This is a genomic window from Streptomyces sp. NBC_00162 (assembly GCF_024611995.1).
In the GTDB taxonomy this organism is placed as follows: Bacteria; Actinomycetota; Actinomycetes; order Streptomycetales; family Streptomycetaceae; genus Streptomyces.
In genome coordinates this window covers 1,306,513-1,321,049 of sequence record NZ_CP102509.1, presented here as the reverse complement: position 1 = coordinate 1,321,049, position 14,537 = coordinate 1,306,513, and the positions used below count along the sequence as shown (strand labels likewise).

The window sequence follows — 14,537 nt, the reverse complement described above, 5'->3', positions numbered from 1 at the left end:
CAGGGCGAGCCTGCTCCTATTGCGGGAGCCTCTCGATCGCCACCATCGCGGCGTCGTCGCCGAGGGTGCTGCCGGCCGCGTGGGACAGCAGGTCCGCGCACAGCCGGTCCAGAAGGGCGCGCGGGTGGGTGCCCGACCAGGCGGCCGCGCGTTCCGCGAGGGGGTAGAACGTCCCCGCCGCGTCGCGTGCCTCCAAGACCCCGTCCGTGTAAAGGAGCAGGACGTCCCCCGCCGTGAAGGCGAAGGTCTGCACGGTCACGGCGGATTCCACCAGACCGGCCAGACCCAGCGGCGGCGAGGGATGGTCCACGTCGAGGGGACGGCCCGGCCGTCGCGCGAGAGCAGCAGCAGCGGCGGCGGGTGACCGCAGCTGACGAGGTGCAGGACCGGCTCCTCGTCGGGGATCTCCAGGACGGCCGCGGTGATGAAGCTTTCGCCCTGGTCCCCGGAGTCGTCCAGGTCCGGGGAGACCGCCGCCTCCAGATAGGCCACCAGCCCCGGCAGGCCGGCCTCCTGGTGGGCGGCGGCCCGGAAGGCGCCGAGGACGAGCGCGGCGTCCCCGACCGCCTCCAGCCCCTTGCCGCGGACATCGCCGATGATCAGCCGGGTCCCCGTGGCCGTCCGGGCGGCGGCGTACAGGTCCCCGCCGATCCGGGCCTCGGCCGCGGCGGCCAGGTACAGGGAGGCCACGCCCAGCGGACCGATCCGGTCGCGCAGCGGCCGCAGCACCACCTGCTGGGCGGTCTCGGCCACGGACCGCAGCTGGACCAGTTCCCGCTCGCGCACCTCCCGCAGGTGGGCGAAGAGGGTCACGAACACCGAGATCATGATCAGCGCGCCGATCTGGAAGGTGTGGTTCAGATCGGTGAGGGTGGTGCGCACCATCGCCACCACCGTCTGGGCCAGCACGGCCACCAGGCCGACGAACCCCGTCACCCACGGCCCGGCGAACGAGGCGGTCAGAGCCGGTGCGGCCACCAGGAACGGTCCGAGGTGGACATCGGGCGGGGCGAGCACGTCGACCACCGTGACCAGGGCGATCAGCGCGAACGGAACCGCCAGCTGTGCGTGGCGCACCTGCCGGGACCGTGGGTGGGACGCGAGCGGCGGCCGGAGATCCATCCTCCCTGCATACACCGCGAAGGGATCGGCGTCCGCCAGACCCGGCCGTCGCGGGCTTCCTTCTCGCGCCGCGCTCCGTGGATCGCGCCGCCGCCCGGGTGCTCCCTGAGCGGGCCGGTCCGGTTACGAGCGGCGGCGGGGCTTGCCGCCCTTGCCGCCCTTGGGGCTGCGGGCGGCCGGCTTTCCGGATGCGGGCTTGCGCGGCGTGCCGCCGCCGCCCGTGTCCGGACGCTTGGCCTTCGCCTTTGCCTTCGCCTTGGCGGTGGCCTTCGGCTGCGGGGCGGCGGCCGGGCGGCCCCGGGTGCTGTTCACGGTCCGCCCGCGGACGATCCCGATGAACTGCTCCACCAGGTCGGTGGTCTCCTCCTGCGGCCACGACAGCGCCACGCGCGACTCGGGGGCGTCCGTGACGGGCCGGTAGGTGAGGTCCTTGCGGTGGTGCAGGCGCGCGAGCGACTGCGGGACGACGAGTACGCCCACCCCCGCCGCCACGAGCTCGATGGCGTCCGCGGTCGTCGCGGGACGCTCGATCGCGGGCCGACCCGGCAGTTGCTCCCAGCCGAGGGTGTCGTCGAGGGGATGCAGCACGATCTCCTCGGCCAGATCCGTCGTGGAGACCTCCTCGACCGCCGCCACCAGGTGGTCCTTGGGGATCACGACGACCGTGGTCTCGGTGTAGAGCGGGATCGCGCTGAGGTCGTCCCGGTCCACGGGGAGCCGTACGAAACCGGCGTCGGCATCGCCGTCGCGCAGCACGCCGAACGCCTCGGTGGGGGACACCGCGACCAGGGTCAGCGGGACGTCGGGCAGTCGCTCATTCCAGATCCGGATCCACTTGGTGGGTGTCACCCCGGGGACGTAAGCGAGCCGGAACGAATGGGGTACTTCCGAGCCTGTCACCCCGCCAGGTTACCGGTCGTGGTCGGAGGTAGCGCACACGCTCGATACTCTTGACACCATGACGTCGCACCAGAGCACCCAGACGATGAAGCCCGCGACCGCGGCAAAGAAGCTGGGTGTGTACCTCGAGGCCACCCCCGCTGAGTTCCAGGAGGGTGTCGTCTCGCGCACCGAGCTGAACGCCCTCCAGTCCGACCCGCCCGCGTGGCTGGTGGAACTGCGGCGCAACGGTCCGCACCCCCGCCCCGTGGTCGCGGCGAAGCTCGGTGTCTCCATCGCCGGTCTCGCCCGCGGCGGGGTCACCGAGGCGCTCACCACCGAGCAGATCGAGGCACTGAAGCAGGAAGCTCCCGACTGGCTCGAGCGCGAGCGCGCCACCCAGGCCGAGGTCCGCAAGGAAGCGGTCCGGATCAAGGAGATGCAGGCAGAGAAGGCCGAGAAGGCAGCGAAGAACGCCGGTTCCTGACCCGCGTCCCGCTCCCGGTCATCGGGCCCGGATCCCCTCTCGGGGGAGCCGGGCCCGATGCCTTCCACGCCCTTCCACGGCCTCCTACGCCCTCGTACGCACTCCTACGCCCGCTCGCCCGTCGCCAGCATGTGCACCGCGCGGTCGAGCCGGACCTGCCTCGTCCCCGGGGTGAGTGCCTGGAGCAGCGGCAGCGCCACCAGGTAGCGGCCGGTCCTGTCGAGGGCCTCGAACGCGTCGCGGGCCGCCGGGTTCGCCTCGAGCGCCGCCGCGAGGTCGGGCGGGACCGCCGCCGTCTTCTGCGACTCGTAGGCCCCCGCCCACCGTCCGTCCGCCTGCGCCCTGCGCACCTCGGCCAGTCCCGGTTCGCGCATCCGCCCCGTGGCGGTCAGCATCGCGACCTTGTCCACGTTCACCTGCGACCACAGGCTCCGGGGCCGGCGCGGCACGTACCTCTGCAGGTAGTGCGTCGCGTCGAGGGCCCGCCGCTGCCCGGAGATCCAGCCGTAGCACAGACCGGTGTCGACGAGCTCGTCATCACTCACCGACGGGATGCCGGACTTCTTCTTCGCCACTTTGATCCACACGCCCTCGTGGCGGGTGTGGTGTTCGGCCAGCCAGCCCTCGAACGCCTCGGCGTCCGGGAAGGCGATGATCTCCACTCCGTCGAACTCGTCCATGAGCCCACGCTATAGGCCGCCGGTGAGCTCCTGCAGGGCTTCCTCCGGCGAGGGCGGCCGGGTGTCCAGTTCGAGGATCACGATCCGGTGCTCGATGGCGAGCGCGCCGACGCGTTCCGCCGTCGTACCGGTCACGGCGAGCTGCTCGCGGCCCGCCGCGCCCGACCGTACGACCGTCGCGCCCTCGCCGGTCAGCACGGCGGCCAGCTCGGCGCCGCTCGGCGTACGCACCACGACCCGGCTCGTGGCGTGCCGGGCGGCGAACTCCGCCGCGGACAGGGTGGTGACCAGCCGGCCCCGGCCGAGGACGACCAGCCGGTCGGCGGTCCCCGCGATCTCGGCCGCCCGCTCGCCGGTGATCACGACCGTCCGGCCCTCGGCGGCCCATGCCCGGAGCAGCCGGCGCGCCCACCGCAGGCCCTCGGCGTCCAGACCGGCCAGGGGTTCGTCGAGGAGCAGCACCGGGGGATCCCCGAGCAGGGCGGCGGCGATGCGCAGCCGCTGCCGCATGGCCGGGGAGTACGTTCCCACGCGCCGCCGAGGCTCCCGCGCCAGGCCTGTCTCCGCCAGCACCTCGGCGACCCGCCCCGACCCGGTTCCGTGGCGGCGGGCCAGTGTCTTCAGCAGCGCGGCGGCCGTGCTCCGGCCGGGCAGGGCGGCCTGCTCCGGCAGGGTCCCGACCTGGTGCGGGCTGCGCGGGCGGCCCCGCAGCGGGACGCCGCCCACGGCGGCGGTGCCCGCCGTGGGGGAGTCCAGCCCGAGGATCAGCCGGAGCGCGCTGGTCTTGCCCGCCCCGGCCGGTCCGAGGAGCGCCGTGACGGTGCCGGGCCCGGCCGTGAAGGACAGCCGGTCGACGGCAGCCGTGGCGCCGTGCACTTTGGTGAGTTCCCTGACCTCGATCACGCGCCCAGCCTGCCCGGGCGGGCCGCCGGCGCGCATCGGACGGGCGGTGGCAATGCCACGGGCGCACCGTCCCGGGGGTGTACATCCGGGGGCCGATGCACGGGCCCGGGTCCGCTGGTTACGGTCACGGCATGGACGATTCAACGAACGCCGCGACCATCCCCATGCCGAAACGCGGGGCGGGCCTCAGGACTTGGGGCGGGGCCGCGCTCCACCTCCTCGTCGTGGGCCTGCTCATCGGCGGGGTGCCCGACGCCGCCGGCCCGCTCCTGGGGGCGGTGCTGCTGCTCGCGCTGACCCCGCTCGCCGGACTGCTGCGCCGCCGGCCCATGGTGGCACTGGTACTGACCCTCCTCGCGGGCGCGCTCGTCGCGGGGGCGGCCAGGGACCACACCCCGGGCCGGCTCCTGGGTTTCCTGGCGTCGGACCTCGTCGTCGGTGTCATCGTCGCCACCCGCCCGCGCCGCGCCGGGATCATCGCCGTCGTCCTGGTGCTGGTCGTGGAGTGCCCGGCCATCGCGCTGCTGACGAGCGGGCCCTATGACCTGATGAGCACGAGCCTGATCGCCTTCCTGTCCCTGGGCGCCGTCTACCTGACCGGCCTCGTCATCCGCGAACGCCGGGAGCACACGGTCGACCTGCGCAGCAAGGAGGTGTCCGAGGCCGTGACCGCCGAACGGCTGCGCATCGCCCGTGAGTTGCACGACATGGTCGCCCACAGCATCGGCGTGATCGCCATCCAGGCGGGGGTGGGCAGCCGGGTCATCGAGACCCAGCCGGCCGAGGCCCGCGCCGCCCTGCGGGCCATCGAGGCCACCAGTCGCGAGACCCTGTCGGGCCTGCGCCGCACCCTGGTCGCCCTGCGCCAGGCCCAGCCCGACGCAGGCGACGGGCAGGCGCCGCTCGGCCCGGCCCCCGGCCTCGCGGACCTCGACGCACTGGTGCGGACCACGGCCGACGCCGGAGTGCGCGTCGAGATACGCCGGGAGGGTGCGGAGCGTCAACTGCCCCCGGACATCGACCTGTCGGCGTACCGGATCGTGCAGGAGGCGCTGACCAACGTGGTCCGTCACGCCGGCACCGGGCACTGCCGGGTGACCATCGGGCACGGGGCCGAGGAGCTGACCTTGGAGATCGTCGACGAGGGACGCGGCACGCCGGGCGGCGCCGGGCGGTCCGGATTCGAGCGGTCCGGATTCGGCATCACCGGGATGCGCGAGCGGGTCGGCCTGCTGCAGGGCCGGTTCAGCGCCGGGCCGCGCCCCGGCGGCGGCTTCCGGGTCGAGGCAGCCCTCCCGCTGCCCGTCACCGCGGCCGCGGCGGAGGAGCTCCGATGACCGGCGCACCCGTGGCACAGGCTATCCGCGTCCTGCTCGTGGACGACCAGCCGCTGGTCCGGTCCGGCCTGCGCGTGCTCATCGCCGACACCACCGACCTGGAAGTCGTCGGCGAGGCCGGGACGGGCGCCGAGGCGGTCCGCCTCGCCGGCGAACTGGGCCCGGACGTCGTGGTGATGGACATCCGGATGCCCGGCATGGACGGGATCGAGGCCACCCGGCTGATCACCGCGGACAGCGAGGCGGTCCGCGTCCTGGTCCTCACCACCTTCGACGAGGACGACCACGTCTACGGGGCGCTGCGCGCCGGTGCGAGCGGATTCGCCGTCAAGGACATGGCCCTGGAGGACATCCTCGCGGCGATCCGGGTGGTCGCCGCCGGAGACGCCCTCATCGCGCCGGGGGTGACGCGCCGCCTGATCGCGGACATCGTCCGGGGCCCCCGTCCCGCGCCGGCGGCAGGGGGCCCGCGGCCGGTCGAGGGCATCACCGAGCGCGAACGCGAGGTGCTCACCCTGGTGGGGCGGGGCCGGTCGAACGCGGAGATCGCCGAGGAGCTGTTCATCTCGGCGGCCACGGCCAAGTCGCACGTGGCGCGCCTGTTCAGCAAACTCGGAGCCCGGGACCGGGTCCATCTCGTGATCACGGCCTACGAGATGGGCCTGGTCACAGCGCCGCGCTGAGTATCGGCCGGGAAACGATTCCTCAGGCGGCCACGGCCTCCGGGCTGCGCTCGCCCCGGCTGCGGCCTCCCGAGGTCCGGGAGGCGAACAGCCCGTCCAGCGCGAGCGCGCCCGGGCCGGTGAACACCAGCAGCAGGAAGGCCCAGCAGAACATCGCGGAGGGCTCGCCGCCGTTCTGCAACGGCCACAGGGCCTGGGACTGGTGGACGCTGAAGTACGCGTAGGCCATCGAGCCGGAGGCGACGAAGGCTGCGGCCCTGGTGCCGAGGCCGAGGAGGACCAGGACGCCGGCGACCAGCTGGATGACGGCGGCGTACCAGCCGGGCCAGGCGCCGACGGGGACCGTGCCGCCGCCGTGGGCGCCGCCGAGGACGCCGAAGAGGGAGGCGGCGCCGTGTGAGGCGAACAGCAGTCCCGTGACGATCCGGAACAGGGCGACGGCGTACGGCTGGTTTCTGTCGAGAAGGGGAGTCATGTGGGGGCTCCTTCGGTGGGGACGGGTCCCGAAGTGGTGGCCGGTGTGGTGCGCGGGAATGGGGGACGCGCACTCGGGCGAGCCAAAGGTTAGGTAGGCCTAACCACTCTGGCAAGATCGAGTTCCGGCCACCGGACGAGCGGTGGCGACGCTACCCCGCCCCCGGGGACGACACCGGCGGCGCGCGGAGGCGGCCCGGCGGAGCCCCCGTCCGCTGGCGGGCAGCGGAGCGCTGAGGTCCGCTGGAGGCGTGAGCCCTCCTTCGAGCCCTCCTTCTGGTCGCGCCTGGTGGACCGGCCTCCCGCCGGCGGCGGGAGCCGCCGTCATGGCCGCCGGCATCCTCTCCGTCGGCCTGCACCTGACCGGGTACGAGGTGCTCTCGCTGATCGCGCTGGCCCTCTCCGGGGCGCTGTGGCTGGTTCTCGCCGCCGACTTCACGGCCCGGCTGCTGGGGGACCGCGGGAGGTTCCGGGCCGAGGCCGACACCCCGGCCGCGCTCACCGCCGTCGCCGCCACCACCGTGCTCGGAACCCGGCTCTCGCAGCTCGGGTGGCAGAGCGTGGCCGCCGCGCTGCTGGCGCTGGCCGCAGTGCTCTGGCCAGGGCTGCTGCTGGGGGTCGTACGGCACTGGCGGCGGCGCATGCCGGGGGCGGCGTTCCTCGTCTGCGTCGCCACCGAGGGGCTCGCCGTGCTCGCGGCCACCCTCGCCGCCGCCGGCTACCCCGACTGGCTGGCCTGGGCGGCACTGGCCGCCTTCTGCCTCGGGCTGCTGCTCTACGTGGCGGCCCTGGTCCGCTTCGACCTCCGCGAGGTCATCGGCGGCGCGGGCGACCACTGGGTGGCGGGCGGCGCGCTGTCCATCTGCGCCCTGGCCGGCGCCAAGCTCACGGCGTCACCCGTATGGACCGGTGCGGGGCACACGGCCCTGCGGACCGCCACGCTGATCGTGCTGGCCCTGTCCCTCGTCTGGTACGCCGTCCTCCTCGGCGCCGAACTGCGCCACCCCCGGCCGCACTACGACATCCGGCGCTGGGCCACCGTCTTCCCGCTCGGCATGACGGCCACCGCCTGCCTCTCCGCGGCGGACCCGACCGGACTGCCGTGGCTGCGCCCGCTGGGCGAAGTCCTGCTCTGGATCGCCGTCGCCGCCTGGCTGCTGACCTTCGTCACGTTCCTCACCGCCCACCTGACCTCCCGGCCATGACCCCCCTGTACCCCCTGCCCCGCCCGCCGGCTCCTGTGGCGGCCGCGGTGTCCGCTCAGTAGGGTCCCGGCATGGCCTACACGTTCCAGGTGACCATCGACTCCGCCGACCCGCACCCGCTCGCGGACTGGTGGGCCGACGCCCTCGGCTGGGAAGTGGAGCCGAGCGACGAGGCATTCATCCGCGGCCTGATCGCCGCGGGCCACGCGAGCGAGGACGACACCACCACCCACCGCGGCACCCTCGTGTGGAAGCTGGGTGCCGCGATCCGCCACCCCGAGGGCCTGGAGCGCGCCCCCGGATCCTCTTCCAGCTCGTCCCCGAGCCCAAGACCGTCAAGAACCGCGTCCACCTGGACGTCCGCATCGGCTCCGACGACCCGAAGAGCGTGGTCGAGCGGCTGCTCGCCAAGGGCGCGACCTTCCTCCACGACGGCCGGGTGGGCCCCTCGGCATGGACCACCCTCGCCGACCCGCAGGGCAACGAGCTCTGCATCACCCACGAAGCGGACTTCGCGTGAAGGTCATCCTCTTCGGCGCGACCGGAATGATCGGCCGCGGCGTGCTGCGCGAATGCCTGCGCGACGACACCGTCACCAGCGTCCTCGCCATCGGCCGCACCCCCTCGGCGTCACCCACCCCAAACTGCGCGAACGGGTCCAGGAAGACCCATCCGACCTCTCCGCCGCCGACCTCGACCTGGCCGCCTATGACGCCTGCTTCTTCTGCCTCGGCGTCTCCTCCGTCGGGATGAAGGAAGAGGCCTACCGGCGCATCACCCACGACCTCACCCTCGCGGTGGCCCGCACCCTCGCCGCCGCCAACCCCCGCCTGACCTTCGTCTACGTGTCCGGCGTGGGCACGGACAGCACCGGGCAGGGCCGGTCCATGTGGGCCCGGGTCAAGGGGCAGACCGAGAACGACCTGCTCGAACTGCCCTTCCAGGCCTACATGTTCCGCCCGGGCATCGTCCAGCCGGTGCGCGGCGTGCCCTCCAAGGCCCGGCTCAACCGCATCCTCTACGCGGTCACCACACCCCTGATCCCGCTGGTACGCCGGATCGCGCCGGACCTCGTCATCCCCTCCGAGGCGATGGGCCGCGCCATGATCGCCGTCGCCTCACCCGGCACCGAGGTCGCCGGCCGCACCCTGCACCCGAAGGACATCAACCGGCTGGGCGGTGCCGCGACCAGGCATAATTGACTACCGGGCAGACCCTCCCGCAGGCGAGAATCAGCCATCTCAAACCGGGAGGAACCCATGAGCCAGGACCGCCTGACTCTCCATGACATACTGCCCGCACAGGCACTGGCGGACTCGATCGACGCCGGGTACGTGACCCGCAAGTCGCACCCCGAACTGCCGCTGTCCATCTACACGTACACGCGGACGGCCCAGTACGAGCGCGTCTGGAACCAGGTCACCACGCGCTGCCGCGGACTCGTCGCCGACGACACCACCGGCGCGATCGTCGCCCTGCCGCTGCCGAAGTTCTTCAACGTCGGCGAGCACGAGTCGGGTCAGCCCTACGCGCCCGCCCTGCCGGACGAGCCGTTCGAGGTGTACGACAAGGTCGACGGCAGCCTCGCCGTGGTCTTCCACTACGCGGACCGCTGGCGGGTCGCCTCCAAGGGTTCCTTCATCAGCGCCCAGGCCACCTGGGCCCAGCGCCTCCTCGACACCAGGGACACCGCGGCGCTGCGCCCCGGCACCACCTACCTCGCCGAGATCCTGTACCCCCAGAACCGCATCGTCGTCGACTACGGCAACCGCCGCGACCTCGTCCTCCTCGCCGCGTTCGGAGCGGACGGCACCGAGGTCCCGCTCGCCGAGGCCGCGCCCCACTGGCAGGGGATCGGCTCCGTCGTCACCGTCTGGCCCGCCATGCCCCTCGACGAGCTGATCGCGCTGACCGAGTCCAACACCCTGCCCGGCGGCGCTGCGGCGAACGGCACCGACGCGGAGGGCTTCGTGCTGCGCTTCGCCTCGGGCGTGCGCGCCAAGGCCAAGCTGTCCGAGTACGTACGGCTCCACAAGGTGCTCACCGGTGTCAACGAGCGGGACATCTGGCGCGGCCACGGCATCCAGCGGTTCGCCGGCCTGCCCGCCAAGCAGCTCGCCCAGGGTCTGAACTGCACGGTCGCCGATATCGAGGCGTCGGGCGGCAAGCCGCTCGACGCGCTGCTGGAGCAGGTGCCCGACGAGTTCGACACCTGGGTGCGCGAGGTGATCGACCGCCTGGAGGGCGAGGCCGCGCGCCACGAGCAGGCCATCGACGAGGCCTACGCCGGACTCGTGCACCTGGCCGGCGACCGGGGCGCCTTCGCCCGCGCGGTCAGGGAACTGGAGGACCGGGAGATCCGCCCCGCGATGTTCATGCGGCTCGACGGCCGCCCGACCGAGCTCACCACCTGGCGCCACGTGCGGCCCGAGACCGGCGACCCCTACACCACCGACGAGGAGGACCAGGCAGTGTCCGAAGCCGCGCCCGAAGCGGTGCGAGCACCCGTACCCAAGGCGGCGCCCGAGGTCGCGCCCAAGGCCGCGCCGCGCGTTCCCGGCCCGGCCCCGGCCGCGGCCCGTCCGGAGGACCGCGCCCCGCAGGAGCCCGCGCTGCCCGTCGTGCACGTCATGACGGGTCTGCCGGCCTCCGGCAAGACGACCGCGGCCCGCGCCCTCCAGGCGCGGTCCGGCGGCCGGATGCGCCGCGTCAACCTGGACGACCTGCGGCGCATGCTCGACCTGCCGGACCCCGAGCGGGGCCGGTCCTACGCGCACGAGCAGACCGTGCTGGCCGTCCAGGACGCGGCGGTCCGCGCGGCCGTCGACGGCGGTTTCGACGTGGTCGTCGACAACACCCACCTGACCAAGCACATCCCGAAGCGCCTCAAGGCGGCGGTCGGCGGACTCGCCACGTTCGTCGTGCACGACTTCACCGACGTCCCGCTGGAGGAGTGCCTGCGCCGGGACGCCGCCCGGGAGGACCAGGTCGGCGAGGAGATCATCCGGATCCTGGCCGACAAGCACCAGAAGGCCCGCAAGGGCGGCTGGCGGCTGACGGCGGAGTGGCTGAACGGCACCTCCGGCGAGACGGCCGTGCCGCCGGTGCGGGAGTACGTGGCCGACCCGGCCCTGCCCGCCGCGGTGATGTGCGACATCGACGGGACGCTCGCGCTGATCGGCGACCGGGGCCCGTACGACTTCTCGCGCTGCGAGCTCGACCGGCTCAACGAGCCGGTCCGCCACGCCCTGGACGCCTTCCGGCGGGCCGACGGCGACGTGATCGTGCTGCTGTCGGGGCGGAGCGAGGAGCACCGCCCGCAGACCGAGTCCTGGCTGGCGCGGCACAGGGTCCCGTACGACGAGCTGTGGATGCGCGCGGCCGGAGACACGCGCCGCGACGACGTGGTGAAGGCGGAGCTCTTCGACGCGCACGTACGGCATCGGTACGCGGTACGGGTCTCCCTCGACGACCGGGACCGGGTGGTCGCGGTCTGGCGCCGGATGGGCCTGCCCACCTGGCAGGTCAACTACGGCGACTTCTAGGGGGTGTCTTGGCCGCTTCGACGGGGACCGTGCTGATCGTGGACGGCGCCAATGTCGTCGGCTCGGTACCGGACGGCTGGTGGCGGGACCGGCGGGGCGCGGCCGAGCGGCTGCGCGACCGGCTGGCGGCGCGGGGCGGGGACGAGGAGATCATCCTCGTCGTCGAAGGCGCCGCCCGGGGTGTCGAATCCGTTCCCGGCGTACGGGTGGACCCGGCGCCCGGGAGCGGTGACGACCGGATCGTGGAGCTGGCCGCGGCCCATGCGGACCGCGGCTGCGTGGTGGTCACGGCCGACCGCGAACTGCGCGAGCGGGTCCGGGCGTACGGGGCGCGTTGCGTGGGGCCGCGCGCCGTACGCCCGGACCGCTGACCGGCTCGCCCGGGGTCAGTGGCAGTAGCGCACCGTCGTGAGGTTCTTGACGTAGCGGGCCGAGACCCAGCGCTTGCCGTCGTAGGCCTTGTCGTCGCTCCCACCGCTGCCGCCCGTGCCGGCGTTCGGGTTGCCGCTGCCCGGCCAGGTGCCGTTCTCGTTGTTGCCGTTCTCCTCGGAACCGTTCTCCTCGGAGCCGTTCTCGTCGGCCAGGCGGTACCAGATGGCGTTGCCGTCGACCGACTCACCGTACTTCTTGCACTTGATCTCGACCTTGCGGTCCGGGTACACGTAGCCGACGGCCCGCGAGTGGGTGCTCGGCTTGCTGCGGACCTTCAGCTTGCCCTTCGAGACGACCTTGCCGTACGCGTACCGGGCTTGGGCCACCATCTGCTGCGACGCGGCGCCGGCCATCGGCTCCTCGTCCGCGACCGCGGCCCCGGCCCCGACCAGGCCGAGCACCAGGCTTCCGGCGGCGAGAGCGAGGATGGTCCTGGTGGGCTTCAGCATGAGCCGGCTCCTCTACGAAGACATCCGCCCGGCCGCGGCGCGCGGCGCGGGGCGGCGACCTGGCGGTCGCCAGGGACGACTATGGCGACGGCAGCGCCGTTCACGTGGGTGGCTCACCGCACTGTAGCCCGATATGCCCAATATGCGCCCCTGCCGGACGGGGCGTCAGCCTCCACACCCGGGCCCGTTGCCGGTCTCCACCGCCTGGCTCACCCGACCCGGAGCGACGCCGGCGCGCGAGCGGGGCCGTGCCCGCCCCCGAACGGGCACGGCCGCGCGACGAGGGCCCCGGGGGGAGAGGCCGTGCCGGCCGGTGAACCGGCCCTGGAGAATCTACGGGCGGCCGATCACGGGCCGCGCCCATCCACGGGTTGAAACCGGCCTACCCCCTCGGGTGGCGACCCTGTACAACCAGGGGTGTACACGAGGGGGTTGACGTGCAGTTGTCCGCACATCCGGCAGTGGTCCGGATCCGCGCCGTACTTCCGGCCGTCGGCGAGATCGTATGGGCCGCCGGTTCGATGTGGATGTCGTCCACGCTGCTCCACAACTGGCCCGACCCCCACGACTACTGGCGCGACACCGACGCGCTCGCCTACGCCCTGCTCGCCGTGATCTACCTGCCGCTCGTGCTGCGCCGCCGCCACCCCGTGGCGATCCTGGTGAACACCGGGCTCTGGGCCGGCGTCTACTTCACCCTCGGCTACTACCACGTGGTCGCCGCGTGCGGGCTGGCCACCGCCCTCTACACCGTGGCCTCCCTGTGCCCCCGCAGGGTTTCGGCCAAGGCCGCGGCCGGGGCGCTCGCCGTGCTCCTGTGGGGCACCCGGCTCGCCGAGCCGGGCGTCGTACCGATGAGCATGGCCTTCGTCACCGTCGCCACCGTCGTCTGCTGGGTCGCCGGGGACGGCTCCCGCAGGCTGCGCGAGCTCACCCGCCAACTCCGGCTGGAGCAGGAGGAGAAGGCCCGCCGGGCCGTCGTGGAGGAACGCATCAGGATCGCCCGCGAGCTGCACGACGTGATCGCGCACCACGTCTCGGTGATCTCCGTCCAGAACGGGCTCGCCTCCTACGTGCTCTCCTCAGACCTCCCGACCGCCCGCAAGGCCCTGGACACCGTGGGGGACAGTGCCCGCGAGGCGCTGGCCGAGATGCGACGGATGCTGCTCGTGCTCCGCGAGGAAGGACCGCGGCCCGCCCCGGAGGAGCACGACGGCCGGGTGGCGGGGCTCGGGCGGCTCGACGAGCTGGTCAAACGGGTCGGCGAGGCCGGGGTGCCCGTCCGCGTACGGATCACGGGGACGGCGTACGACCTGCCGCCCGGGATCGACCTGTGCGCGTACCGAGTGGTCCAGGAGGCACTGACGAACGTGATCAAGCATGCCCCGGGGGCGGACACCACCGTCCGGGTCCACTACGGTGCGGACGAGGTCCGCGTGGGCGTCGACGACGACGGCCGGGGGCGCGTACCGGCCCCAATACCGGCCGGTCCGGGAAGAACGGCCGGTCAGGGGTTGATCGGCATGCACGAGCGGGCGACGATCTACCACGGCACGGTGACCGCTGGGCCCGCCCCCGGGGGAGGCTTCGCGGTCAGCCTGCGGATTCCCGTGCCCCGACCGGGAGGGGGTGACGCGGATGCCGTCCGTACTCGTCGTCGATGACCAGTTCCTGATCCGGTCCGGACTGACGGCGCTGCTCACCGCCGCGCCCGGCTACGAGGTCGTGGGCGAGGCGGCGGACGGCGAGGAGGCGGTCCGGCTCGCCGCCGAGACCCGGCCCGACGTCGTCCTCATGGACATCCGGATGCCCGGCACGGACGGGATCGCCGCCACCGAGCGGATCCTGGCCGCACGCGGGGACGGCCCGGACAGCCCGGACGGTCCGGACGGCGGGCCGAAGGTGCTCGTGCTCACCACCTTCGACTCCGACGAGTACGTCTTCCGTGCCCTGCGGGTCGGCGCGAGCGGGTTCCTCGTCAAGGACACCCCGCCCGACCGGCTGCTCGCCGCCATCGCCACCGTGCACGCGGGCGAGATGCTGTTCAGCCCCCGGGCCCTGCGCGGACTGATCGACACGTACGCCGCCCCGGTCGCCCGCCCCCGCACCCGGGGCTGGACGCACTGACCCCGCGCGAGCGCGAGGTGCTCGCCCTCGTCGGCGCCGGCCTGCCCAACGCCGAGATCGCCGAGCGCCTCGTCCTGAGCGCCGCCACCGTCAAGACGCACGTGCACCGCTGCATGAGCAAGCTGGGGCTGTCCAGCCGCGCCCAGGCCGTGGTCGTGGCCCACGAGTTCGGCTTCGCCGCCCGAATGCCCTGATCGCGGCCGCCTCCGGATGC

Annotated in this window: 14 protein-coding genes and 3 pseudogenes; 11 read left to right on the top strand and 6 right to left on the bottom strand. The window is 73.5% G+C overall.

Annotated elements, in window-relative coordinates; all coding sequences use genetic code 11:
- Nucleotides 1-16: 16 nt before the first annotated feature.
- Both JIW86_RS06885 and JIW86_RS06880 read right to left on the bottom strand, forming a co-directional pair.
- A pseudogene (locus tag JIW86_RS06885) lies at nt 17-1,122 on the bottom strand (PP2C family protein-serine/threonine phosphatase).
- A gap of 123 nt (nt 1,123-1,245) precedes the next feature.
- Nucleotides 1,246-2,022: a LysR substrate-binding domain-containing protein gene (locus JIW86_RS06880; RefSeq protein WP_257552958.1), complete on the bottom strand. Its 777-nt coding sequence runs from the start codon at nt 2,020-2,022 to the stop codon at nt 1,246-1,248.
- 58 nt (nt 2,023-2,080) lie between these two features.
- On the opposite strand from JIW86_RS06880, the gene JIW86_RS06875 reads away from it, so the two are divergent.
- Nucleotides 2,081-2,488 carry a DUF5997 family protein gene (locus tag JIW86_RS06875; protein ID WP_215149122.1) on the top strand — a complete coding sequence of 136 codons (408 nt, stop codon included), beginning with the start codon at nt 2,081-2,083 and terminating at the stop codon, nt 2,486-2,488.
- 104 nt (nt 2,489-2,592) lie between these two features.
- Here the strand turns inward: JIW86_RS06875 and JIW86_RS06870 are convergent, their stop codons facing one another.
- Nucleotides 2,593-3,168, bottom strand: coding sequence for a YdeI/OmpD-associated family protein (locus tag JIW86_RS06870; protein WP_215149121.1), 576 nt, complete (start codon nt 3,166-3,168; stop codon nt 2,593-2,595).
- A 9-nt stretch (nt 3,169-3,177) separates the two neighbouring features.
- Entirely contained in the window at nt 3,178-4,071 is an 894-nt protein-coding gene (locus JIW86_RS06865; protein WP_257552957.1) for an ABC transporter ATP-binding protein, read from the bottom strand.
- 131 nt (nt 4,072-4,202) lie between these two features.
- Between JIW86_RS06865 and JIW86_RS06860 the strand changes: the two genes are divergently transcribed.
- Together JIW86_RS06860 and JIW86_RS06855 are read left to right on the top strand one after the other, a co-directional pair.
- Nucleotides 4,203-5,408 (top strand): sensor histidine kinase, encoded by a 1,206-nt coding sequence (locus JIW86_RS06860; protein ID WP_257552956.1) that lies wholly within the window; start codon nt 4,203-4,205, stop codon nt 5,406-5,408.
- Nucleotides 5,405-6,091, top strand: a complete 687-nt coding sequence (locus JIW86_RS06855) for a response regulator (protein ID WP_257552955.1) — start codon at nt 5,405-5,407, stop codon at nt 6,089-6,091. The genes JIW86_RS06860 and JIW86_RS06855 overlap by 4 nt, the downstream gene beginning before the upstream one ends.
- A 22-nt stretch (nt 6,092-6,113) precedes the next feature.
- On the opposite strand, the gene JIW86_RS06850 is transcribed toward JIW86_RS06855, so the two are convergent.
- Nucleotides 6,114-6,566, bottom strand: a complete 453-nt coding sequence (locus JIW86_RS06850; RefSeq protein WP_257552954.1) for a DoxX family protein — start codon at nt 6,564-6,566, stop codon at nt 6,114-6,116.
- Nucleotides 6,567-6,891: 325 nt separating this feature from the next.
- On the opposite strand from JIW86_RS06850, the gene JIW86_RS06845 reads away from it, so the two are divergent.
- The 6 genes and pseudogenes from JIW86_RS06845 to JIW86_RS06825 all read left to right on the top strand — a co-directional run bounded on the left by JIW86_RS06845 (nt 6,892) and on the right by JIW86_RS06825 (nt 11,686).
- A complete protein-coding gene (locus tag JIW86_RS06845; RefSeq protein ID WP_416237530.1) occupies nt 6,892-7,770 on the top strand; it encodes a tellurite resistance/C4-dicarboxylate transporter family protein in 879 nt (292 codons plus the stop codon).
- Between the two features lie 71 nt (nt 7,771-7,841).
- A pseudogene (locus JIW86_RS42085) lies at nt 7,842-7,934 on the top strand (VOC family protein); the annotation flags it as partial.
- A gap of 83 nt (nt 7,935-8,017) precedes the next feature.
- The gene (locus JIW86_RS06840; RefSeq protein WP_257552952.1) at nt 8,018-8,290 is read left to right on the top strand and encodes a VOC family protein; all 273 of its coding nucleotides are present in this window, start codon (nt 8,018-8,020) and stop codon (nt 8,288-8,290) included.
- Between the two features lie 52 nt (nt 8,291-8,342).
- The gene (locus JIW86_RS06835) at nt 8,343-8,972 is read left to right on the top strand and encodes an epimerase (RefSeq protein ID WP_257552951.1); all 630 of its coding nucleotides are present in this window, start codon (nt 8,343-8,345) and stop codon (nt 8,970-8,972) included.
- Nucleotides 8,973-9,029: 57 nt separating this feature from the next.
- A complete protein-coding gene (locus tag JIW86_RS06830; RefSeq protein ID WP_257552950.1) occupies nt 9,030-11,315 on the top strand; it encodes an AAA family ATPase in 2,286 nt (761 codons plus the stop codon).
- Between the two features lie 8 nt (nt 11,316-11,323).
- Nucleotides 11,324-11,686, top strand: coding sequence for an NTP pyrophosphohydrolase (locus JIW86_RS06825; protein WP_257552949.1), 363 nt, complete (start codon nt 11,324-11,326; stop codon nt 11,684-11,686).
- A 15-nt stretch (nt 11,687-11,701) separates the two neighbouring features.
- Here the strand turns inward: JIW86_RS06825 and JIW86_RS06820 are convergent, their stop codons facing one another.
- Complete coding sequence (locus JIW86_RS06820; protein ID WP_257552948.1) at nt 11,702-12,196, bottom strand: SH3 domain-containing protein; 495 nt, start codon at nt 12,194-12,196, stop codon at nt 11,702-11,704.
- 437 nt (nt 12,197-12,633) lie between these two features.
- Between JIW86_RS06820 and JIW86_RS06815 the strand changes: the two genes are divergently transcribed.
- Complete coding sequence (locus JIW86_RS06815) at nt 12,634-13,860, top strand: sensor histidine kinase (protein WP_257552947.1); 1,227 nt, start codon at nt 12,634-12,636, stop codon at nt 13,858-13,860.
- Nucleotides 13,835-14,517, top strand: a pseudogene (locus tag JIW86_RS06810) (response regulator). Before JIW86_RS06815 ends, JIW86_RS06810 begins: the two are co-directional and overlap by 26 nt.
- The last annotated feature ends 20 nt before the right edge of the window (nt 14,518-14,537 follow it).